Annotated in this window: 18 protein-coding genes; 2 read left to right on the top strand and 16 right to left on the bottom strand. The window is 42.9% G+C overall.

The annotated features are described in order from the left end of the window. Positions 1-122: 122 nt before the first annotated feature. From ABH008_RS08470 to ABH008_RS08445, 6 genes are all read right to left on the bottom strand, one after another. Positions 123-1,445, bottom strand: coding sequence for an aminotransferase class I/II-fold pyridoxal phosphate-dependent enzyme (locus ABH008_RS08470; RefSeq protein ID WP_347989417.1), 1,323 nt, complete (start codon positions 1,443-1,445; stop codon positions 123-125). After that, complete coding sequence (locus ABH008_RS08465; RefSeq protein ID WP_347989416.1) at positions 1,442-7,813, bottom strand: SDR family NAD(P)-dependent oxidoreductase; 6,372 nt, start codon at positions 7,811-7,813, stop codon at positions 1,442-1,444. Before ABH008_RS08465 ends, ABH008_RS08470 begins: the two co-directional genes overlap by 4 nt. Next, positions 7,810-9,360, bottom strand: a complete 1,551-nt coding sequence (locus ABH008_RS08460; protein ID WP_347989415.1) for a polyketide synthase — start codon at positions 9,358-9,360, stop codon at positions 7,810-7,812. Before ABH008_RS08460 ends, ABH008_RS08465 begins: the two co-directional genes overlap by 4 nt. Positions 9,361-9,732: 372 nt before the next feature. Next, complete coding sequence (gltA, locus tag ABH008_RS08455) at positions 9,733-11,028, bottom strand: citrate synthase (protein WP_347989414.1); 1,296 nt, start codon at positions 11,026-11,028, stop codon at positions 9,733-9,735. Between the two features lie 395 nt (positions 11,029-11,423). Then, entirely contained in the window at positions 11,424-11,798 is a 375-nt protein-coding gene (locus ABH008_RS08450; RefSeq protein WP_347989413.1) for a hypothetical protein, read from the bottom strand. A 393-nt stretch (positions 11,799-12,191) separates the two neighbouring features. Next, a complete protein-coding gene (locus ABH008_RS08445; protein ID WP_347985983.1) occupies positions 12,192-13,352 on the bottom strand; it encodes an IS30 family transposase in 1,161 nt (386 codons plus the stop codon). Positions 13,353-13,430: 78 nt separating this feature from the next. On the opposite strand from ABH008_RS08445, the gene ABH008_RS08440 reads away from it, so the two are divergent. After that, positions 13,431-13,943 carry a YqiA/YcfP family alpha/beta fold hydrolase gene (locus ABH008_RS08440; protein WP_347989412.1) on the top strand — a complete coding sequence of 171 codons (513 nt, stop codon included), beginning with the start codon at positions 13,431-13,433 and terminating at the stop codon, positions 13,941-13,943. A 311-nt stretch (positions 13,944-14,254) separates the two neighbouring features. Here the strand turns inward: ABH008_RS08440 and ABH008_RS08435 are convergent, their stop codons facing one another. From ABH008_RS08435 to ABH008_RS08410, 6 genes are all read right to left on the bottom strand, one after another. After that, positions 14,255-14,815 (bottom strand): hypothetical protein, encoded by a 561-nt coding sequence (locus ABH008_RS08435; protein ID WP_347989411.1) that lies wholly within the window; start codon positions 14,813-14,815, stop codon positions 14,255-14,257. 36 nt (positions 14,816-14,851) lie between these two features. Further along, complete coding sequence (locus tag ABH008_RS08430; RefSeq protein WP_347989410.1) at positions 14,852-15,295, bottom strand: hypothetical protein; 444 nt, start codon at positions 15,293-15,295, stop codon at positions 14,852-14,854. Between the two features lie 125 nt (positions 15,296-15,420). Beyond that, a complete protein-coding gene (locus ABH008_RS08425) occupies positions 15,421-16,266 on the bottom strand; it encodes a hypothetical protein (RefSeq protein ID WP_347989409.1) in 846 nt (281 codons plus the stop codon). A gap of 871 nt (positions 16,267-17,137) precedes the next feature. Then, complete coding sequence (locus ABH008_RS08420; RefSeq protein ID WP_347989408.1) at positions 17,138-17,440, bottom strand: XRE family transcriptional regulator; 303 nt, start codon at positions 17,438-17,440, stop codon at positions 17,138-17,140. Next, positions 17,437-17,637 carry a type II toxin-antitoxin system RelE/ParE family toxin gene (locus ABH008_RS08415; protein ID WP_347989407.1) on the bottom strand — a complete coding sequence of 67 codons (201 nt, stop codon included), beginning with the start codon at positions 17,635-17,637 and terminating at the stop codon, positions 17,437-17,439. Before ABH008_RS08415 ends, ABH008_RS08420 begins: the two co-directional genes overlap by 4 nt. After that, positions 17,628-17,780: a hypothetical protein gene (locus tag ABH008_RS08410; RefSeq protein WP_347989406.1), complete on the bottom strand. Its 153-nt coding sequence runs from the start codon at positions 17,778-17,780 to the stop codon at positions 17,628-17,630. Before ABH008_RS08410 ends, ABH008_RS08415 begins: the two co-directional genes overlap by 10 nt. A gap of 263 nt (positions 17,781-18,043) precedes the next feature. Between ABH008_RS08410 and ABH008_RS08405 the strand changes: the two genes are divergently transcribed. Beyond that, positions 18,044-18,220, top strand: coding sequence for a hypothetical protein (locus tag ABH008_RS08405; RefSeq protein ID WP_347989405.1), 177 nt, complete (start codon positions 18,044-18,046; stop codon positions 18,218-18,220). Between the two features lie 237 nt (positions 18,221-18,457). Here ABH008_RS08405 and ppgK read toward each other — a convergent pair whose 3' ends face one another. The 4 genes from ppgK to ABH008_RS08385 all read right to left on the bottom strand — a co-directional run bounded on the left by ppgK (position 18,458) and on the right by ABH008_RS08385 (position 22,261). Then, positions 18,458-19,240, bottom strand: a complete 783-nt coding sequence (gene ppgK, locus ABH008_RS08400; RefSeq protein WP_347989404.1) for a polyphosphate--glucose phosphotransferase — start codon at positions 19,238-19,240, stop codon at positions 18,458-18,460. 672 nt (positions 19,241-19,912) lie between these two features. Further along, complete coding sequence (locus ABH008_RS08395; protein ID WP_347989403.1) at positions 19,913-20,977, bottom strand: cobalamin-independent methionine synthase II family protein; 1,065 nt, start codon at positions 20,975-20,977, stop codon at positions 19,913-19,915. Positions 20,978-21,017: 40 nt separating this feature from the next. Then, complete coding sequence (locus ABH008_RS08390) at positions 21,018-21,695, bottom strand: (5-formylfuran-3-yl)methyl phosphate synthase (protein WP_347989402.1); 678 nt, start codon at positions 21,693-21,695, stop codon at positions 21,018-21,020. After that, positions 21,695-22,261, bottom strand: a complete 567-nt coding sequence (locus tag ABH008_RS08385; protein ID WP_347989401.1) for a DUF447 domain-containing protein — start codon at positions 22,259-22,261, stop codon at positions 21,695-21,697. Before ABH008_RS08385 ends, ABH008_RS08390 begins: the two co-directional genes overlap by 1 nt. Between the last annotated feature and the right edge of the window lie 8 nt (positions 22,262-22,269).

The following is a 22,269-nucleotide window of genomic DNA, read 5'->3' as shown; positions in this document are numbered from 1 at the left end:
GACCACTGATTTAGAGCGGTAAAAGGTTATACCTAGCTTGACCTTAAATCAGAACAGAATGACTAACATTAAGCCGTTTTGAATTGAATAAAGTCTAAGTCTAATGAATTTATATACCGTTTCTATACTTTATTTAAATTTTCAGAAACGGTTGCAATCGTATAATCGATTTCCTCAAAGGTATGCGTGCAGTTTATAAAAAATCGCAAGCGCGCCTGATTCAACGGCACGGCCGGATAGATAATTGCATGCACATTAATATTCTTTGTATTTAATAGATTGGCGAGTTTCACCGCTTTTTCAGAATCACCGATAATAACGGGTACCACTGCGGTGCCAGTACTAATACCCGTATCCAACCCGTATTCCTGTGCCTTTTTAAGGAAATATGCTGCATTTGCCTGCAATTTTTCCACCCGCCAGATTTCTTTTTTTAATTTACGCAGACCACATAAAGCCGCTGCAGCAGTCGGTGCAGGCATACCCGCACAATACAATACAGCTCCCGGTGCGTTATAGCGCAAATTGTTGATCATATTTTTACTGCCTGCGATAAATCCTCCTGCACTGCCCACTGACTTGCTGAGACTGCCCATCCAGATTTCGATTTCATTTGACTTGACACCTAAAGCCTCTTGCACACCCCGACCTGTTGCGCCAATTGTTCCCATAGAGTGTGCTTCGTCCAACATAATTGAGGCATCGTGCCGATGTGCTACTTCTATGATTGGTCTGATATTTGCCAAATCACCATCCATAGAAAACACACCTTCCGTTAAAATAATGGCTCTTTCATAAAGATGTCGATGCATTTTTAACAAACGATCCAAACCTTGGGCATCATTATGCGGAAATGTTAATCGTCTGGCTCCAGACAACAAAGCTCCCGTCACCATAGAGTTATGAATTAATTCATCGTGAATAATCAAGTCTTTATCGGTAAGCAAAAAGCCTAATGTAGCTACATTGGTTAAAAAACCACTGACAAACAATAAGGCATCCTCAGTGCCGAAAAAGGCTGCGAATTCGGCTTCTAACTCATCATGTAATGGAATTTGTCCAGCGACCATCCGCGCGGCAGATACCGAGGTACCGTATTGATCAATCGCATCTTTAGCAGCCTGCATTACTTCGGGATCAGTCGCTAAGCCCAAATAATTATAGGATGAATAGTTAATTTTCCAGGCATCACCGATTAACACCTTAGCGCCGTCTCTTTTAGTCCATGCCTGAAAATAGGAATTACCATTGATACCCATATTTTCAAAGTTTTCTTTCATTTTCAGAAACTCAAGCGCACCAGGATGATTATCAAAGCCTCTAGCTTGATGATGGATTATTTTTGCGGCCACCGGATTAACTATACTTCCGACTTTTGCCCCTTCCGGCTTTGCGGCACCTGATGAAAGCAATTGTCTTGCTAATGCTCTACTATCCTGATTCATGCTGTAGCACCCTCTTTTGATTCATTAATAATGATTGGAATAATTTCTGTTTTCACTTGTTCGCTGGGGACTGATGCCACTTGCATTAAAGTAACAACATCTGCAGCTATACTCAGTATGGATTTACTGGACAACAACGATAAAACAGAGAGTTCGATTTGAAATGAACGATTCACCAATGTTTGCAATTCGACAGCAGTGATAGAATCGATACCAAAATTTTCCAGTGCGGCATCTAGATCAACCTCATCAGCATTCATTTGCAAAATACTGGCAATATGTTCAGCAACAATGTATGCGGCTGTTTCAATTTGTTGCTCTTTAGGCATTAATGCCAAAGCACTGGCAATAGATGTATTGTCGGAACCTGAACCATACTTACTGATCAAATCTTGATAGCGATGCGAACTGGCGGCACCTGGTTCTGCGTATTCCCAGGTTGGCCAATCGACATTGACCATCATTAGGGTTGGGACATTCCATTGATAAATTCTATTAAATACAGCTTGCAGCATTGGTTCATCAAAAGCATGTAAGCCTTTCATTTTCAAATAGCGTTCCAAATCGGAATTGGCTGCCGCCATACCCACTTGAGCAGGGCCTAATTGTAAGCTATTGGCAGGCAGGCCTTGCGTAGCACGGTATTCAATCAAACCATCCATGAAGGTATTCGCCAGACAGTAATTAGCCTGATAGGTATTGCCCGATTGTCCTGAGATTGAAGAAATAACCAGAAACAACTCTAGATCAACATTATTTTTGGTGAGTTCATGCAGGTTATTTGCACCGATAATTTTTGGGATGGCCACACGTTTGATCGCCGCTTCGTCCATATCCATCAGAGTTCTATCATCAAGAACCCCCGCAGCATGGATAACACCACCCAATTTACCCTGACTTTCTATCGCGGATATAACATTGATAAGATCCTGTCGAATACTGACATCACCAGCATAAACAGCAACAGAAACCCCTAACGCTTCCAATTGCGCTACCGCTGCCTGCGTATCAGCAGTATTGGCACCTTTGCGTCCTAACAACGCCAAACGTTTTGCGCCATGCTCCACACACCAATGCGCATAAGCCAAACCAACACCGCCTAAGCCACCCGTGATTAACACTGTTTTATCTGCGCTAAGTTGTTGCAGCATACGTGATTTAATAGCACTGACAACCGGTGTTTGATCAAGATCAATCACCACTTTGCCAATTTGTTTAGAACCCGATAAATAAGTAAAGGCTTCTATGATTTGATCCGCGCCAAAACGGGTAGTCGGCAACGCCTGAATACATCCGCGATTAGCTAAATCCCAAACTTCTTCGAGTAATTCTAGATATTTTTGTGGTTTTTTAGTACTTAATAAATCAAGATCAATCGCACTATACTGAATACTTTTATCAAAAGGCGTCATACTCAGAGAGCCTTGATTAAGAATATCGCTTTTGCCTATTTCGACAAAATGCCCAAATTCGGCCAATACGTCAAAGCTAATCGCCACTAAGCCACCGCTTGCCGAATTCAAAACGACATCCACACCTTTGCCATTGGTTAACGCCAAAATTTCTTCACCAAAGTTTAAGGTACGTGAATCAACTGTATGATCAACCCCCATATTAAGCAGAAAGTCCCGTTTCACTTGAGTACTGGCTGAAGCAATGATACGTGCACCAAAATGTTTGGCCAAATTAACAGCAGCCAGACCCACGCCACCCGTTGCACCATGGATAAGCACCGTATCTCCAACAGATAATCTGGCAATATCTTTTAACGCCCATAACGCTTTCGCATAGGCCACAAGGAATGCCGCAGCATCCGTCGATTTAAATCCTGTAGGGATGGGCCGGATCAGGGTCGCGTTTAGCTCTGTACGTTTGGTATCCAACAACAAATAGCGACTAAAACAATCTGCTTGTGCTACACAGACTTTATCTCCAAGCTGATAATCACAAACTTCAGAACCCACCGCTACAACGACACCCGAACATTCAAGTCCTAAAGTCATACCCGCTTGTATTGATTCCAGATTTTCTTCGTTTAGTATTCCAACGACTTTAGCCAAGTCTTTGTAGTTGAGTGAAACTGATTCAACCCGAATTTCTACTTGATACTCATTGGGCGGTTTGCGTTCAGTTTTACTAAATACAAGATTATGTAAGGCAGTACGTGCAGGAATATTCAGCTTAAAGCTATGTTGACCGTCATCAATAAACGGGACTTTTACTTTAGTAGCCAGCTCTGCATATTCATTACTATCAATACGCCTAATTTGCATGGCATAACGATTACGGTTTGCAAGTGCAATCTCATCGGGCGGGTTGGGTGATGTCAGCTCGGCTGCCAGTAGATAGTTACTCTCATCAAAATCATCAATATCAATGTGACGAAACTTAATGGCTGATAGTTCGTTACTGGCATTGCGACGCAAACCAATAGACCAAGAACTTAGCCAACCCCGCTGAGAATTACGTATCTCATGCGCCATTGCTTGTTCAGTAACAAATACTATTTTAGCTTGATAGCCTTGCAAGGCAATTTGTTGCAAGCCTAACAACAGTTCAACAGATTCCTCTACTGCTTTTTCAGCGCTAGGCGTGTTAATTAGACAGGCAATTAAATCATAATTGCAGGCGGTCTGAGTCGCTACCAACTCACTTAATTGCTGGAAATAATCGATGCGTTCTGAGCCATAGACTATCAAGCCTTGTCTGAGTTCTTCTGGGACGTTTTCGCCGACTACAGCAACATTGGATATGATTTCATTGTAATCAGGGTATCCGATATTATCCCAGTTAGAACGATAGGTGACATTTTCTATTGCAGTTTGCATTGGATCAGTTGCTAACTGAATAGCGTCGCAACGAATATCCAATAATTCACAGCATACTTGGCCTGCCTGCAATAGAGTAACATTGGCGTGAATACTGCGTTCTGTTCTATGTGTAATTTCCAACCAGGCCACACATTGCTTGGCTAACTTGGCATAGATACGTATTTCCTTGATTGATACTGGCAAGTAAGCCATTTCAGTTTCATTCAGCGCTAACATGGATTGAAATGCGCCATCTATGAGGGCCGGATGAATGATATGCTGACTGTTATCATGTGTTTCTAATTCTACCAAGGCACAGTTAGCCTGTTTTTTCAGTGTTTTAATGGACTGAAAGGTTGGACCATAGTCAAGTCCAAGCGAAAGTAAGCGCTTATATAGCTGTTTGACATCAACGACTTCGAAATGACTGAAATTGAGTGTCTGAAGAGGGTTGGTTTTAGGGGCTGAAAATTTCCCGGTCAACAATTCTGCACTACCATGTAAACTCCATACATCTGCACTGGATGAAGCCGCTGAATAGATGCCTACCTGTCCGGCTTGGGTCAAAATGGTTTTTATTAGCGTGCAGTCAGTATCAGCAACGACCAAAGCACGGTGAAATTGTATGTTACGTAATACTTTCTCGGTTGTAGCAAGATGTTGATCTTGCAAAACGGCCAGTAATATTTCCAAATAACCTGCACCCGGAAAAACGGTCCTTTGCCCTACTTTATGATCTTCCAACCAGCTGATCATAGAACCTGCCAACTCCGTTTGCCAGGTTGGTAACGGATCAGCGGTTCTATAGCCAAGCAATAACTGGGCATCCGGCCATCCTTGACGGGCAATTCGGGCGTATTTATCTTCAAACCAATGCTTTTTACGTTGCCAAGGATAAGCTGGAAGTTTCAGCGTTTTTGTGGGGCAACCTAAATAGTTTCGCAAAGGGAAATTAACACCATTTGACCAAAGTGCAGCAATACAATCACGTAATTGCATTACTTCATCTTCTTTGCGTTTAAGGGTGTTAAAACAAATACCTTTGCTGCCTTGCGCCGCCATAATTTCTTTAATGTAGCCAGTTAAAACCGGGTGTGGGCCTACCTCAAGAAAAGTTTCATAACCTGCTGCCAGCAGACTTTCGATGGCATCATTAAAATAGACTGGGAGACGAACATTCTCACACCAGTATTCGCTACCGAATGCCTGATCGACTTGCTGACCTGTAACGGTTGAAAACACAGGCAGTTGAGCAGGATGAGTAGTCAAATCAGACAAACAGCTGCGTAATTCATCTAAAATTGGATCCATACCGATACTGTGATACGGTACTTCTACCCTCAGTTTACGCGCAAAAACACCTTGTATTCCCAGTGCATCGGCAATGGCATCAATACCGGCCTCATCACCTGACAAGGTAGTATTGTTTGCACTGTTAATCCCGGCAACAGACACTTGCCCACCATAAGCTAAAATGGTTTTTTCTGCTTCAGCCAAACTTAAAGCGGTTGCCAGCATGCTTCCAGTGCCTGCGGTTTTAGCTTGGGTACGACCACGATGGTAAGACACTTTTAGAGCATCTCGCAACGACAATATACCTGATACATAAGCGGAAGTAACTTCGCCCACCGAATGCCCAACCACAGCCGCAGGCCGTATACCCCAGGAAGCAAATAACGCAACCAGACCGATTTGCAGCATAAAGTTTCCGGTTTGAGCAATCGCGGTTTCTGCCATTGCAGATTCAGATTCATCACGCAGCATTTCACCCAGTATCGACCAGCCAGCCAGTTCCTGAAAAATCTGGTCGGCCTGATTTAAGGTCTCTGCAAATACCGGTTCCTGTTGATACAACTGCTGACCCATGCCCCACCACTGCGGCCCCATTCCACTGAAAACAAACACGGGAGCATGCTGATTATTGCTACGACCTTTAAAAATGCCCGCAGCACGTGAGCCGTTAATGCATATTGCTAATTTTTCTTGAAGCTCATCGGCAGTCTCTGCCGTAATTACCCAGCGAAAACTCAACTGCGTTTTTTGAGCCGCATTACGACAAATATTTAATATTTCGCTATCCGTAGCTTGAGAAAACAGCGTTTGATAAATCAGTGCATACGCTTCACATGCTGTTTCTGATGCGCCAGATAAATAAAGGCAATAACGTGGAGGTACCGGTTTAGAATCAACCACTAAAGCTTGAGTGTCCTGCTTATTGGCGGCCATTAACACCGCATGAGCATTCGTGCCGCCATAACCGAAAGAGTTTACCGCTACATAAGCGTTTCCATGCTCATTAAATTTTGGTAACGGTTGATATTTATCCGCAATTTGAATTTTCAAGCCTGAAAAATCAATCGCAGGATTGAGTTCGCTATCCAGCCAGGCTTGGGGTGGAATATGACCGTGTTTAACAACCAACATGGCTTTTAACAATCCAGCTATTCCGGCAGCGGCTTCCAGGTGACCAATACCCGCTTTTACAGAGCCGACAATCAAAGGTTGATCTGCATCGCTTCGCTTTTGACTGATGACACTACCCATAGCCCGCATTTCTATAGGATCACCAACCGGAGTTCCTGTGCCATGAGCTTCAAGATAACTGATATGTCTGGGATCAATCGCGCCATCCCGATACACTTTACTGGCTAAAGCAATTTGAGCGGTTTCACTTGGAACAGTAATTCCTTCGGTACTACCATCCTGATTAACACCAGAACTAAGGATTATGCCGTGTATGGTATCACCATCTCTGACGGCATCGGCCAAGCGTTTAAGCACGACCAGACCGCCACCTTCGCCTCTTCCATAGCCATCAGCATTGGCACTAAATGTTTTACTTCTTCCATCAGACGCTAGAAAATGCCCTTTACACATCATCATCATAATTTCCGGTCTGAACATGATGCTTACCCCACCAGCAATTGCCATATCACAATCGCCTGAACGTAAACCCAGACAAGCCTGATGCACAGCCACCAAAGAAGAAGAGCAGGCAGTATCGACGGTAAAACTCGGTCCTTTTAGATCGAAAGCGTAGGATAAACGATTGGAGATCATCGTCATGGTAGAACTTACAGCGGTATAGGTACCAGCTTGTGATTTAGCGCCAGGAGCCATTTGTGTCAGCAAATTATCTTGCATAAAACAACCAATATAAACACCGGTGTTACTGCCTTGTAACGTATTTACATCGCCTACACTATCTTCCATGGCCTCGAACGCCAATTCTAGTAGTAATCGTTGTTGAGGATCCAATAGCGCTGCTTCGCGGGGCGAGATGTCAAAAAAAGCAGCATCAAAAGCTTCAATATCCACATTAAGAAAGCTGGCACGATTTACATACGATTTTCCGGCTTTATCTGGATTTTTGTCATGGTGAAATTGCCATGACCAGCGCTCCGTTGGTATTTCCCGAACCGCATCTCCACCCGATTTCAGAAATGACCAATATTCTTCAATATTGGTGACTCCTCCCGGAAATCGGCAGGCAGTGCCAATGATGGCAATAGCGTTATGCATTTTTGGGCTGTTTGATTCATGCGTCGAAGATATCATGGCAATTTACTCGGTAAGTGAATTTTGTCTCTCGGTATTGTACGACAAATATTTAATATTTCGCTATCCGTAGCTTGAGAAAACAGCGTTTGATAAATCAGTGCATACGCTTCACATGCTGTTTCTGATGCGCCAGATAAATAAAGGCAATAACGTGGAGGTACCGGTTTAGAATCAACCACTAAAGCTTGAGTGTCCTGCTTATTGGCGGCCATTAACACCGCATGAGCATTCGTGCCGCCATAACCGAAAGAGTTTACCGCTACATAAGCGTTTCCATGCTCATTAAATTTTGGTAACGGTTGATATTTATCCGCAATTTGAATTTTCAAGCCTGAAAAATCAATCGCAGGATTGAGTTCGCTATCCAGCCAGGCTTGGGGTGGAATATGACCGTGTTTAACAACCAACATGGCTTTTAACAATCCAGCTATACCGGCAGCGGCTTCCAGGTGACCAATACCCGCTTTTACAGAGCCGACAATCAAAGGTTGATCTGCATCGCTTCGCTTTTGACTGATGACACTACCCATAGCCCGCATTTCTATAGGATCACCAACCGGAGTTCCTGTGCCATGAGCTTCAAGATAACTGATATGTCTGGGATCAATCGCGCCATCCCGATACACTTTACTGGCTAAAGCAATTTGAGCGGTTTCACTTGGAACAGTAATTCCTTCGGTACTACCATCCTGATTAACACCAGAACTAAGGATTATGCCGTGTATGGTATCACCATCTCTGACGGCATCGGCCAAGCGTTTAAGCACGACCAGACCGCCACCTTCGCCTCTTCCATAGCCATCAGCATTGGCACTATATGTTTTACTTCTTCCATCAGACGCTAGAAAATGCCCTTTACACATCATCATCATAATTTCCGGTCTGAACATGATGCTTACCCCACCAGCAATTGCCATATCACAATCGCCTGAACGTAAACCCAGACAAGCCTGATGCACAGCCACCAAAGAAGAAGAGCAGGCAGTATCGACGGTAAAACTCGGTCCTTTTAGATCGAAAGCGTAGGATAAACGATTGGAGATCATCGTCATGGTAGAACTTACAGCGGTATAGGTACCAGCTTGTGATTTAGCGCCAGGAGCCATTTGTGTCAGCAAATTATCTTGCATAAAACAACCAATATAAACACCGGTGTTACTGCCTTGTAACGTATTTACATCGCCTACACTATCTTCCATGGCCTCGAACGCCAATTCTAGTAGTAATCGTTGTTGAGGATCCAATAGCGCTGCTTCGCGGGGCGAGATGTCAAAAAAAGCAGCATCAAAAGCTTCAATATCCACATTAAGAAAGCTGGCACGATTTACATACGATTTTCCGGCTTTATCTGGATTTTTGTCATGGTGAAATTGCCATGACCAGCGCTCCGTTGGTATTTCCCGAACCGCATCTCCACCCGATTTCAGAAATGACCAATATTCTTCAATATTGGTGACTCCTCCCGGAAATCGGCAGGCAGTGCCAATGATGGCAATAGCGTTATGCATTTTTGGGCTGTTTGATTCATGCGTCGAAGATATCATGGCAATTTACTCGGTAAGTGAATTTTGTCTCTCGGTATTGCATGAGTATTCTATTTTTTATATGCACATCAATCTGTTTGCTTTATAACTTGGATGTAGTGATAAATTTTACAAACTAAGCGGGAATTCGCATGTTCGATTGTAAAAACTAGACATCTACATGGAATAATGCACTACAGGCTTAACGCGAGCCGATTTGCTACTTTAGCAAATAGCTTTTGGGAGGAAGGTGAAGGATAAATAAACGCGTCGACTACCTGTTCGCTGTGAACAGCTTATCGAAATTGATTTTTCGAGGTGTTAATATAACAGCCGCTCAACCCCATTTTAATTCCATGCGGGTTAAACGGAAGTAATAGTGCTACCAAATCCTCAACGATTAGAAATATTTTGCACATCTCTTTTTTCAACGCCCTGATAGAGCTGGCGTGGGCGACCAATTTTTAATTCTGGATCAGAAATCATCTCGTCCCAATGCGCTATCCAACCAACTGATCTGGCCATTGCAAAAATTGCGGTAAACATGGCGCAGGGTATGCCTAATGCACGTAAAACCAACCCCGAATAAAAATCAAAATTTGGATAAAGTTTATTCTCAATAAAATAACTATCTTCCAAAGCGATGCGCTCTAGATTCATCGCCAGTTTGAACAGTTTTGATTCTTGCAAAGCCAATTCATTGATTACTTCATAACAGGTTACTCGCATCAGTTTGGCACGCGGATCGTTGCTTTTGTAAACACGGTGTCCTAAACCCGAAAAGCGAAAAGCATCGTTTTTATCTTTGGCTCTAGTGACATAGCTGCTTAGACGAGAAACATCACCAATTTCTTCAAGCATATTCAATACAGCTTCGTTAACCCCGCCATGATCGGCTCCCCATAAACAGGCAATGCCTGCCGCTACACAGGCATACGGGTTTGCACCACTGGAACCTGCAAGCCTAACGGTTGAAGTAGAGGCATTTTGCTCGTGATCAGCATGTAGAATCAAAATGCGATCCAAGGCTTTAACCAGCACCGGATTGGCTAAGAATTCATCGCAAGGATCGGCCATCATCATGCGTAAAAAATTTTCGGCATATCCTAATTTGCGTTTAGGATACATAAAGGGTTTGCCAATTGAATATTTGTAACACATAGCCACTATGGTAGGCATTTTGGCGATTAAACGTATTGCAGACTGGTAACGGCTCTCCTGACTGGTTATGTCCATAACATCGTGATAGAAAGCCGATAAGGCACCGACCACACCCACTAATATAGCCATGGGGTGGGCATCGCGGCGAAAACCGCTGTAAAATTTGATTAATTGCTCATGCACCAAAACATCCTGACTGATGTGGGTGACAAATTTCCGCATTTCACTGCCGTTGGGCAACTCACCATTTAGAAGTAAATAACACACTTCTAGAAAATCGCAATTTTCAGCCAGTTGTTCAATGGGGTAGCCACGATACAGGAGTAAGCCGGCCTCACCATCCAGATAAGTAATTTTGGATTGACAACTAGCGGTAGAGGTGAAACCAGGATCGTAAGTAAATAGTCCTGTTTGAGCGTGTAGACGCCGAATATCTATGACATCGGGTCCTAAACTGGCCGCTAAAATTGGCAGGTCGACAGCTTGCTTTTGCAGATCAATCAGTACCAGTTTCTCATTTTTAGACATATAAACTTCCTCCAGATTTTTTTACTCGCAGCCAGAGTAACAAAAAAAGACCTCTTACCATAGCGGTAGAGGTCAATAAGTTAGCAGAGCTAAACTACGAGGAGGTACATCAAAAAACGGGTACATATAAAATCGTCTATTGGAAGCTGTTACTCAGTTTTTCCGCTTCACGACTTTATCTTAAACTAAGAAGTTGATTAAACTATACATCGAATTTAAAAATATACAATGAGCACTTTTGTGTTTTTATTATTTCTTAAATTGAAACAATCATTGTGATTACCGTATGTTATGCTGATAAGATAAATTGATACGCAACCTATGCGGCACCAAAAAATCAATTCGCTCAACCTGACCATTTTACAAATGAACTGGCTGGTAACTGACTGACAGAATTATAACGGTACTATTACTGTTTGAGCCGTTCCAGATAATTCAATACAACGCCAGGTTGAAGGGCGATGCGGAATAGTACTTGGGCCGCTAAAAGTTTCATAAATGCCGACTGAATGAAAACTGGCCGTTTCTCCATGCGGTACATTGATAAATGGCAAATAGAATCCAAAGCGTTTGCCACCTGCGTCAATAGTTAATAATAATGGCACAGACACCAACTCGCCCAAACCAGTATCATCAGTCTGCACTTCATTAGCTGTAAAACTTTTGATGAAAGCACCCGACTTATAGGTCAAAACCGGCAAACCAATGGTTTCACCAAGGGTATATTCAATTTCAACACCTGAACCTTTTAAAATATATTTATTTGCCATTTGCTACTCCTGTTAAACTCTTTACAATTAGACACTTGAGAGCGACTAAACACTTAACTGATAAGTTCAATAAGTTCAAAGCAAGCGGGTTTACACATACGCCCCTTTAAACTAATAGCGTCGAAATACAGTTTATATTTGCTATCGCCCTCCTGTTCACAAACGTAAAAGCCTATTTATTGCTGACCAAGCAGACCAATTTGTCTTCTAGTGCTTATTTGTGAACTTATGAGTTAGTTTAACGATAGGCTATAGGCCTGTATGTAACTTATCACACAATTATTTTGTAAATTTTTTAGCCCAGTTCACATCTGAGGAATAGCACAACAAAACTGATTAACTCACATATCAAGCTAATCATCTCTTTTATAGATTAGAAAAGGACAGGTGAGTTCAACTGGTCATTGCAACGCATTCGTTTAGTTTATCACCAGGCATCATGTAGCCCAGTGTTTTTCTAGGTCTCGTATTAAGCTTTAAAGCAATCTCATCTAGGTCTTGCTGACTATAACCGCTTAAATCGGTCCCTTTGGGAAAATATTGTCTTAATAATCGGTTTGTATTTTCATTGGTTCCTCGCTGCCAAGGGCTTCTTGGATCGCAAAAATACATTGCCACATCGGTGGCTACAGTAAATCTTTTATGTTGAGCTAATTCAGTACCACGATCCCATGTCAACGAAGCCATTAAGCCGGAAGGAAGTTGCTGTACCTGACGAATTAATGCATTCACAACATTCGTCGTATCTTTGCCATCAACTTGAACCAGCAACACAAATCGTGACCGACGTTCAACTAGAGTAGCAATATGGCTGTTTTTAGACCCCGTAATCAGATCACCTTCCCAATGCCCAGGTATTGCACGATCCTCAACCTCTGCAGGTCGATCTTTTATCGATACCGCATCAATAATTTGCCCTCTTGGCTGGCCTTCAGTTGTTGATGCCTTACCTCGCCGCATCATTCGTTTCGATCGTAGATGTCCGATTAATTCCTTTTTCAAAACGCCGCGTGCTTGAATATACAGGCTTTTATAGATTGTTTCATGTGAGACATGCATATTGATATCGTTTGGATATTCATGTTTAAGCCAGCCAGCAATTTGCTCAGGAGACCAATCGAAACCGAGTTTAGTTGCCACCATGATTTGTAGTTGAGAATGTGTAGCCAGTCGACAGGGCTTAGGTCGCTGTGCTTGATCCCATGCTTTTGAATCAGCTTCGATTGCTCGATATTGATCTTTATTACCATTACGGGCAATTTCACGGCAGATAGTAGAGGGTGATCTTGCTAGTTTTGATGCAATCTGTCGCATTGATTCACCAGCCGCCAGTCCTCGCGATATTTCTTCGCGCTCAACTAGACTCAGTGACCTAGCCGATCTTGAGCGAGTTGCAGGAATAATTCCACCATGAGCGGATAAAACAGTATGCACGGATCCAGCATGCTTACCAAGGGCACGACCTATCTCACTGAGTGATTGTCCTAATTTCCATCTTTGCCACAACTCAACCTTTTGAGCTGCGGATAAACCGGGTCGACCTTTCTGTGCCATTGATTCACCTCTGTTAATAATATTAAATCAGATAGTGTTGCAATGACCAGTTGAACTCACCCAGCCTAAATGAAAAAAATGAAAAAACTGGTTATATACAACCACGGCAAAGACAGTATTCCTTGGGGAGAAAAACCTCTGGCTTTAGCAGAAATTGCTAAAAAGCATGATTTTATGTTTATTAGCCCCGACTATCAGCTCAGTAATGATCCTGAGTGGCGTGTATCACAACTGCTGGCCATGGATGTATCAGACTATGATTTGATTGTACTTGTGGGTTCCAGCATGGGGGCTTATGTGGCAACAGTGGCGGCGGAAACGATTAAACCCGAAGGCTTATTTTTGATTGCTCCTGCTTTTTATTTACCGGGTTACGCGCACAGCCAATTTAATCCTATCACGAAAAATATCCAGGTATTCCATGGCTGGCAAGATGAAGTGGTACCACCAGAAAATGCCTGGCGCTTTTGCTGTGAGCATCAGGCACAATTGCATATGTACGCTGCCGATCATCGTTTGTTGAGCATTTTGCCGCAGATGGCTAATGCGTTTGGTGACTTTCTTCTGGCTTGTGAAGACAAACTGGAGTAATACTTAAAGTGTTTGCAATTTTAAAAGTTTGATACACCCAATTAATTGGCCATTTGCAAAATGAGGTTGGTATGAAAAACGCTAGGCTCTATTATTGCGCTCGATCAAGTAATTGGAATTTGACTTTCAGATAATTCATTGCTTGGTTGGGTGGGGGTGATTGTCTTGTTACGACCCTAAACTGACATTCGAAGCTTTGAGTTCAGTGTCTGCAGGCATCCAATTAGCTGCCATTCAACACAGAGCTAACCGGGCGCGCGCCGGAAAACTGAAAAAACCCATATTGTAACCACGATCAGGTGAGCACCGTGTTAGGCATATACTGGTATTGGGTCTTGCGGATTTTGATTCTGCCCACCTTGCAACTGTTCATATATTTCACGCACTATGATTAACATTCTTTCAAATATTTCATATAGAGGAACATCTGGGTCAAGAATATCAGCTAATTCCTTACTTCGCTCAGTTGCCAAGCGAAGAGCGCACCCTAATGGTTCTTTGTTATCGGAGCAAATTGCCACTGCGGCAGCATCATCAATAAAGCCACATAGTCTTTCATAGATAGATCTAAATTTTTTTTCATAGCTGCTAATTTTGGCTTTTGTTAAAAAACTATACCAGTCTAATTCTTCATGTAATTGATTCAATGACTTTCCAACATCAATACCAGATGAAAAAAACTCCGAATTTATTTCTTGTAGTTCATCGTTAAAATCACGGCATAGGATGATAGCCGATTTCTTTAAATCCAAAATCATGTCATATAGCCGACATTCATGCCCTTGTCGCTCGGTTTGCTTAACTAATTCAGCAAATTTTCCTGCAAGACCTATAGCGGAGCTTGTGGTTCCTAATAAAACTCCTATGTCCATTTCATCACCTATTTTAATGTTAAGTGTAAGTGCAGATTATTCGCCATGTTTGGAGGCGGATGGAGCTGGTTTTAGATCGGTTTTTTCTTGTTCTTTACCTGGAAAAGTGGATGTCGGAAACTTAGATATAATTCCTTTCTGAAAATTAGAAAGTTCCGCGCTAATAGTTTGAGGATCCGTTTTTTCAACTCTTACTTTTCGTTGCATTTCTTCGAGTTCGATTACCCATTGATCATGGTATTTATACCGCTCTGAAAAGTGGAATGTACTTTCAACCGTTATTGCTAGTGCAGGAATCGCAGCAAGAAAAGCGATAAGCCATTTATTTGCATTCAAAGTAGCCAAAAATGCCGAAATAGCACTAGCTAAAATAGATGCCCAAAGCAAAATTTGAAGGATACTAAAATCGCGGGATGACCACATGCGGTGTTCCGATAGCTTTTCAGTAATTTCTTTCAGCAAAAATTCCTCTGGTGACATCTGATTCTCCAGTTGATGAGTAAACAAACATAACCTGCCGATGAGCGGCGCCGGAGTGCGAAGCGCTGAGGCGTCCGCTCCATTGGCTGGTTTGGGCATTATAGCGATGCATTGGCAATACGTTCTCATTGAGTGTGTTGCGTTGCTCTACCGAGAGTGCTCTGAGATACCGACAGATTCGCTCCCACTACTGGAGAACTGGTCGCTGTTTCACCATCTGCTGATTTGTTAAGGAGTTTCGCCACAGCTTGGCCTATCGGCGCTAGGACGACTAGTGGTGCATATAGGAGACCGCCAAGCTGTATTGAGGTCCCGATGACAACCTCAGCGTTTTGCTTCGAAGTGCTCAGAGTGTGCCGCAATACGCGCACGATGACCGACTCGGTTTTTCTGTTTCCACGACTCCATGTGTCTCGGGTGACATCCATGCTTATGCGCCGGACATACTGAGCTGCCGCCTCGCGAATTTCAGACAGGGAGGCTTCCTTTTGACTCGAGCATTCGACGATTTCCCAAAAGCATCTCGCCTCGTCCGTTTCTCGTATCGACATAATGAGCGAAGGCGTCAGTTCTGCGAGAGTCTTTTCGTCAATCGCGTCAAGGGTTAGCGCTACTTCATCCAGTTCTTGGTCGTCTGGTTTGGCTCCCATTAATTGCACATTTCCAAGAACTAAATCTAGCTCTCCAGCTAGTTCGCTTGGTATTATAGGTTGGTACCCTAGCAAAGTTGTCTCGGCGCGAATAAGGAGGGCCCTCATAGATGGCACCAGCGCCGGTGATAGCCTCTTTATAACAGTATCGACGGACTGATTGCGATTACGGGGCAAATCTGCAACGTAGTCATATATGGTCTTGTCGTCGACCGTCGCATGCTCAGGATCGAAATTTATAATCCCCAAAATTGGCGTGTTTTCTCTTAGAAAATGGTACGCGACATCAAACTCTCCGTAGTCCTTACCCAGTCTGTTCATACAGGACTGCGATACCGCATAAGCGTCACAGTATTCCGTAAATAATGGGTCTCGCTTTGTCGACTCCGGAAAAAGACGCACCACTGCTGACTCAATACTGGCGAGCCGATTGTCCACATCATCATGCTTGAATCGGTTATCGAGCTTTGGGTGAAATAGCCCTAGACGTTTGTAGAAGTCTCGCAATTCTGGTAGCGACATGAATCGACCATCTTTGAATCTCTCGAAATGTGCGACCTCTAGAAGGCTTTTGTCACAGAGGTCCTTGAAATCAGGATGGTCGGAGTAGGCTCGCAAGAAATTGGGGGAGTTCACGACCATGTGGTCGGCTAAGACGAGTTTTCGGTGGAACAACGCAGAATGCTTTAGGCGCGCTATGTAGGATTGTAGTTGCGACCTCTCATTTGCGAGTGCGGCGTTTCGATGTGCTAGCCCGAAGTATCCGTGCATGTTTTTTTCCCGTTCTTAGAGGTTTCCGCAATACGTAGACGCTTGGAATGAGGCCCAACGGTATTAGTAGTTTCTGTTTATTTACCACGAAACTTGTGTTATGACAATAAATTTGTGATCAGCAAGACCGGTTTAACACTACCAATACCAGAAAACCCTCCACCTTTGCCTGTCGATGAGTCACTGAAATTAACCGGAGCCAATTGAGTGGCGGTTTACCACCAACTGCAAGCCGTTATTCGAACAAAACTTGGCAAGCATACGGTGCCCAGTCGGACGATCAAAGAAGCGAAAAGTCCGTTGGATTTTTGAAGCAAAGTCATCGGCGGCAATGTGCCTGTTTGCAGTCATTCCTCAATGATTATTCTGTGGCGGATTATGGCCGATTTCAAGCATACAAAGGGTTAGGTGTAGATGAAATTTACACAGATTCTAACTCTATTTTTACTTTTTTGCCCAGTGCCGTTGCAGCACTGATTAAAGTGGTGAGAGTTAAACTGGTATCTTCTTCATCTAGCAATCGATTAAGCGAAGCCCTGCTAGTGTGCATTTTTTTTGCCATTGCTGTTTTACTGAGCTTAAGTGAAGACATGCCTTCAGAAATTTGCCAAGCAATAACGCGTTTGGCCGCTAGAGCCGTAACTTCTTCAAGAATGGCTTCCTCGCTTAGGAAATCATCGAAGCTACTGCCGACATGAAGATTTTCTACTTGGTGACTATTCATTTCTTACCTCGTAACACTTTTAATCTTTGTTTTGCTAAATCAATTTCAGGCTTGGGTGTTTTTTGAGTCTTCTTGATAAAGCCGTGCAGTAAAATCATCGTATGGTGTTCTATTGAAAACAAAACGCGTGCAATCCGGTTATCAAGTTTGATTCGAACCTCCCAAATGTCACCGTCGATATGATCGACTAACGGCATACCGAGAGGCCAACCGAATTGAACTGTTTAATATCTTCGCCTATCGTTTTCCTGTCTTGGGCGGATAAACCTTTCAACCATTCTCTGACTGGCTCGCTGCCTGCTTCAGTTGCAAAAAATCTAACAGAAAGGATAGCATTCATTTTTACTGCCTACCATATTTGATACGATTGGCTGGTAGGTTTTATTTAAAAAATTGGCCGAAATTGCTCTAATCTATTATAAGACTTGACAGGTCTTGAGACGAATTGCTGTAAACATTAACTTAAATACGCAAAAGTGGGGTTAAACAGGTAATTTAGCTTGAATGTATAGAACAGTTTTGTGGTCGCTGTGTGGCTTGTTATAGTAGCTAAGCAAATCAACAGCTAGCTATTCAGTTTTGAGCATATCTTCAGGGGGCAGCATGTCTAGAGTTTCTAAATTTGCACGCATCAAAGCAGGAATTGTATTAATCATACTCATGTTTTTAAGTATTGCTCCGATTCCTATCAGCAGTGGCATAGGTTTATACGTGGTGATTTTCAGGCCAAACTGGTTTAAAGAGCTGGTTATAAACATTTATGCCGATAAAACTAACTGAAGTGAGCCGCTAAAATACCGACTTCGATAAAAGCAACACCGAAGGGCTCAGGGCAAACAGTGACATTTATGAATCAATAACTTAACGTTCACACTGAGCCTATCGAAGCACAAAAACCAGGTTTATCCAGGTTACCAAAAAACGGGTAAGCGCTCGTTGAAATTAAATCGATACCAATACTCAACAATCAACCACTGCACGAGGGCTTACCGCGTTAATTTGATTAAATAGTTACAATTAAAGCTCTGTTACAACACTGTCAGTTTGTTTGCTTACAGCTGTCGACTTTAATTCAGCGTGTAAGGCTGCACCCACTATGCCAGCTTGATTTAAAAATGCAGCGGGTTTAACAGGCGCTTCGACGCTGAGTTGTGCTTTAAATTTGTCGAACTTTTTACTGGCTCCTCCACCCAATATAATGAGATCAGGCCAAAACAGTCTCTCCATCATTTTTAAATACGTATTAAAACGATTTCCCCAGGTTTTCCAACCCAAATCATGATATTTACGTACTGCATCTGAAGCATGATGTTCTGCTTTAACACCATTTTCCAGATAGAGATGACCTAATTCTGTATTGGGCGTTAATACGCCATCAGTAAACAAGGCTGTGCCAAGTCCAGTACCAATAGTAATTAGTAACACCACACCGGCTTGACCAACCCCTTCACCGAAATGCAGCTCTGCCAAACCTGCAGCATCAGCATCGTTTAAATTGTAACAGGGACAATTTGTAGCGTCTGAAAATAACTTATCAATATTTACACCCAGAAATGTTGGCGAAATATTTGAGGCCGTTCTTACCACGCCTTGCTGGATAGCTGCCGGAAAACCGCAGCCTATGGGTCCCTGCCAGTTAAAATGCGTAACCAGTTCTTTCAGTTCCATTGAAATGGCTTCTGGAGTAGCTGGCTGTGGTGTATCTATACGATGCCGCTCTGTAATCAGTTCACCCGTTAACGTATCTACAATGGCACCTTTAATACCAGACCCACCAATATCAACACCCAGAATATGCATGTTATTTCCTATAAATTTGGATAATTTTTAAGCTAATGCATCTCAAATTATGCTTTCAGGTCTGGTTAGAGAACACCTTACTTAGGTCTAACGACTCAAGCTTATAGCATTTTGATCTGCACTACGATACACAGCAGTCAGGAACAAGCAGTGCATATCCATTCAGATTTTAGCATCTACATTTCCCGTTGCTACAGCTATTTTAACATTTCCTTGCATATTAATACTGCCAATAAGTGCCACGGCCAATTTCATAACTTCCAGCATTATTGGTTTATATTCAATATTATAAGCTGCAGCCAATTCCTATAAAAAATTTAAGCTTTTTAGTCTATATCGCTATCTATCTACACATAAAAGTGTTACGGTGAACGTGAGCCACTAAGGCTCATACACTGTTATGTGTTGATAAAAATCAACACAAGGCAGCTAATTAAATGCGTAAAACCTAAAAAAAATCCATGAAAATAACCACACAAATCATATTGTTAGCATTTGCAGTAATCACTTTAGCAGCATGCGAAGGACAAGGTGTAGGTCCCAGTAAACCGGCAACCACTAAGGAAGCCAAATAAGCGTTAATTCTCTATTTTGGGTTAGGTCCTTCGAGCTAACCCAAAGTTATTGCTTAATTCCGTGCCATTTATCTACAAAAAACTCCGCAACTTAAACCTAAAGTTTCAACTTTTCAGCTGCAAGCTTTGTACCTATCACTCTGGCCTTTATTTTTTCAAAAGCGGTCTCACGTGCCGTTGATTCATCATCTGCAAAGGGTGAAAAACCACAGTCATCCGTTGTGCCTAGCGCATTAAGCGGAATAAATTCTGCGGCCTGTAAAACTCGGTCTCTCACCAACTCAGGTGATTCCACGTCAGAATTCAGAACGTCAATCACCCCTATAAATACACGCTGATCAGAACGTTTATGGGCTTTGATATTTGCCAATACGGTTTCCGGCTCTGGTTCGCTGGCCAATTGCAGGTAGAAATTACCCGCATTGAGTTGAAACAGGCTGGGAAGTAAGCCAGCATAATCCACATCGGCACTATGCGTGGAGTCATGGTCCCCGCCAGGGCAACTATGTATACCAATCTGTTGACGTTCTATTGCGGTAAAGTGTGAAAGTACTTGATTGTTTAACGTAATGAACTGATTAAGTAATTGACCAGAAGGATCTAATTTCAACGCGAGCCGCGCCTCAGTAAAATCGATTTGTACACAATGTGCCCCTTGATCCAGACAACTGCGAATATCTGCCACCGTTCCCAAAATCAAATCCTGGATAAACTTTTCCTGTGGATAGCCATCAATACCTGCTTGAGGATAAATCAGACTGAGTGCCGATGCAGAAATGACCGCCTGTTTCAACGGTAAAGAGGTGAATCGTTTTGCTGCTTTCAGGTAGGAGCCAGCATTAATCGCATATTTAAACGGTCCGGCGGTTAATTTGGGTAACTGCCGTGAATGACCGTCAGCAAAGTTAATCACCACCCCATCATTATCAAGATTATCAAGGCCATGTAAGGCATAGGTAGCAAAACTGGACTTGGATTGTTCACCATCAGAAATGATCGGTGACCCAGTCGCTTCTAATTTCTGTATAGTATCGCGTAAAGCCTCATCGTAACAGTTGTTCAACTGAGTAATGGATAATCGCCCAGCGCTATATTCACTGAGTGCTTCCAGTAATTGTGGCGGACGCGGGATACTGCCTATCGATTCTGTAGGTATGCTCATCATATTTTCCGTTATGTGTGTTTAATTTACTTACATTTATTCAAACCGTTAGCAAAGTCTTAATATGTGTCACTTGCGAAATATCCAAGTCAGACGTACGACAGCCCTTACAACATAATGCGCCACGGAAACCCAAATAATCAGCCTGTAAAGGCAACAAACCGGCAATATCTGCACTGGTAAGCGATCCGGCTAATCCGGTTAATAAAGCATGATTTTGTGCAGTTTGTACAAAAGTTTGCAGTTGCTCAGGTTCTAACAAATGCGGTAAAGAGCCATGCTGCTTAAATTGAGTATCCAACATTACACCACGAAACCCGGCTGCAGCCAAACGAGGTATCAGCGTTAAATCCAGCGGCGCATCTGCAAATAATACCGCGATAAGCGCATAACCATTCTGGGCAAACTCAGCTAAACCCGCAATACATTCTAGTGGCTCTCCCCCAGGAAAAATACCCACTTTAATATAATCAACGCCAGTTTCAGCCATTGCCGCAACAGCATTGCAAACAGTCTCTTTATGCATAGGCAAATCGCCGACCGTGGCACTTACTTTGCTGGTTGGCAATAAATTAAGCACAATATCGGCAACCACTTGCGTATCTAACGCACCTAAAGCGCCCAAGCTTGGTTGTTTAAGATCAATAATATCCACTTGTGCCGCCTCAACTAAACGCGCTTCAGCAAGGCTGTTGACACTGGCCAGCATTAAACTCATTATAGATCCTCACTATTTAGGCGATATTCTTCAATAGCCTGCATTAGCCAACCCCAAGCCTGCCATTCTCTGTCACCACCGGTTTTTTCCAGACCAATACGTAAATAATCAAGTTCGGAACTGATTTTTTCCCAGGGTAATCTACCCAGCCGACTGACCAAAATTGCAGCTTCCAACACCGAGTATTGGGCACGGTTAAAACCTTGAAAAGGTTTATGATTGACACTGTGTAAGCGTGTACAAAATAATCTTGGACGGACACTGTCATCTTCCAGTTGCTCTAGTTTTACCTCAGTATGTGCCAATGCATCAGCCAAGTAATTTCCATTTATACACTCAGTTGGCAGTAGTGGCCAATCACGCCTCCCAGTTACACAACCTGCAAAAATTCGGACATCATCACTATAATTAATAGCCGCTGTCTTGGTTTGTAACAGATTATCCAACGTCAATGAGGGTTTGAACGGCAAAACGATTAATTGATTGGCATCTACATGCACCCCCATTGGCGCAATGTGCGTTTCGCCTTCGGCATTAATGGTCGAAATCAGTACTTCTTGTATCATTGGCAATT

The sequence above is a fragment of the Methylomonas sp. AM2-LC genome (assembly GCF_039904985.1).
Taxonomy (GTDB): domain Bacteria; phylum Pseudomonadota; class Gammaproteobacteria; order Methylococcales; family Methylomonadaceae; genus Methylomonas.
Note: the sequence above shows the minus strand (reverse complement) of the source record. Positions and strands in the feature narration are given on the sequence as shown.

Excerpts from the sequence above, each read along its gene's own strand:
- ABH008_RS08390 (WP_347989402.1), bottom strand. The coding sequence starts at position 21,695 with ATGAGTTTAATGCTGGCCAGTGTCAACAGCCTTGCTGAAGCGCGTTTA.
- ABH008_RS08460 (WP_347989415.1), bottom strand. The coding sequence starts at position 9,360 with ATGATATCTTCGACGCATGAATCAAACAGCCCAAAAATGCATAACGCT.
- ABH008_RS08470 (WP_347989417.1), bottom strand. The coding sequence starts at position 1,445 with ATGAATCAGGATAGTAGAGCATTAGCAAGACAATTGCTTTCATCAGGT.
- ABH008_RS08405 (WP_347989405.1), top strand. The coding sequence starts at position 18,044 with ATGTCTAGAGTTTCTAAATTTGCACGCATCAAAGCAGGAATTGTATTA.
- ABH008_RS08430 (WP_347989410.1), bottom strand. The coding sequence starts at position 15,295 with ATGTCACCAGAGGAATTTTTGCTGAAAGAAATTACTGAAAAGCTATCG.
- ABH008_RS08450 (WP_347989413.1), bottom strand. The coding sequence starts at position 11,798 with ATGGCAAATAAATATATTTTAAAAGGTTCAGGTGTTGAAATTGAATAT.
- gltA (WP_347989414.1), bottom strand. The coding sequence starts at position 11,028 with ATGTCTAAAAATGAGAAACTGGTACTGATTGATCTGCAAAAGCAAGCT.
- ABH008_RS08465 (WP_347989416.1), bottom strand. The coding sequence starts at position 7,813 with ATGATATCTTCGACGCATGAATCAAACAGCCCAAAAATGCATAACGCT.
- ABH008_RS08425 (WP_347989409.1), bottom strand. The coding sequence starts at position 16,266 with ATGAACAGACTGGGTAAGGACTACGGAGAGTTTGATGTCGCGTACCAT.
- ppgK (WP_347989404.1), bottom strand. The coding sequence starts at position 19,240 with ATGCATATTCTGGGTGTTGATATTGGTGGGTCTGGTATTAAAGGTGCC.
- ABH008_RS08410 (WP_347989406.1), bottom strand. The coding sequence starts at position 17,780 with ATGAATGCTATCCTTTCTGTTAGATTTTTTGCAACTGAAGCAGGCAGC.
- ABH008_RS08445 (WP_347985983.1), bottom strand. The coding sequence starts at position 13,352 with ATGGCACAGAAAGGTCGACCCGGTTTATCCGCAGCTCAAAAGGTTGAG.
- ABH008_RS08435 (WP_347989411.1), bottom strand. The coding sequence starts at position 14,815 with ATGGACATAGGAGTTTTATTAGGAACCACAAGCTCCGCTATAGGTCTT.
- ABH008_RS08420 (WP_347989408.1), bottom strand. The coding sequence starts at position 17,440 with ATGAATAGTCACCAAGTAGAAAATCTTCATGTCGGCAGTAGCTTCGAT.
- ABH008_RS08395 (WP_347989403.1), bottom strand. The coding sequence starts at position 20,977 with ATGAGCATACCTACAGAATCGATAGGCAGTATCCCGCGTCCGCCACAA.
- ABH008_RS08440 (WP_347989412.1), top strand. The coding sequence starts at position 13,431 with ATGAAAAAACTGGTTATATACAACCACGGCAAAGACAGTATTCCTTGG.
- ABH008_RS08415 (WP_347989407.1), bottom strand. The coding sequence starts at position 17,637 with ATGCCGTTAGTCGATCATATCGACGGTGACATTTGGGAGGTTCGAATC.
- ABH008_RS08385 (WP_347989401.1), bottom strand. The coding sequence starts at position 22,261 with ATGATACAAGAAGTACTGATTTCGACCATTAATGCCGAAGGCGAAACG.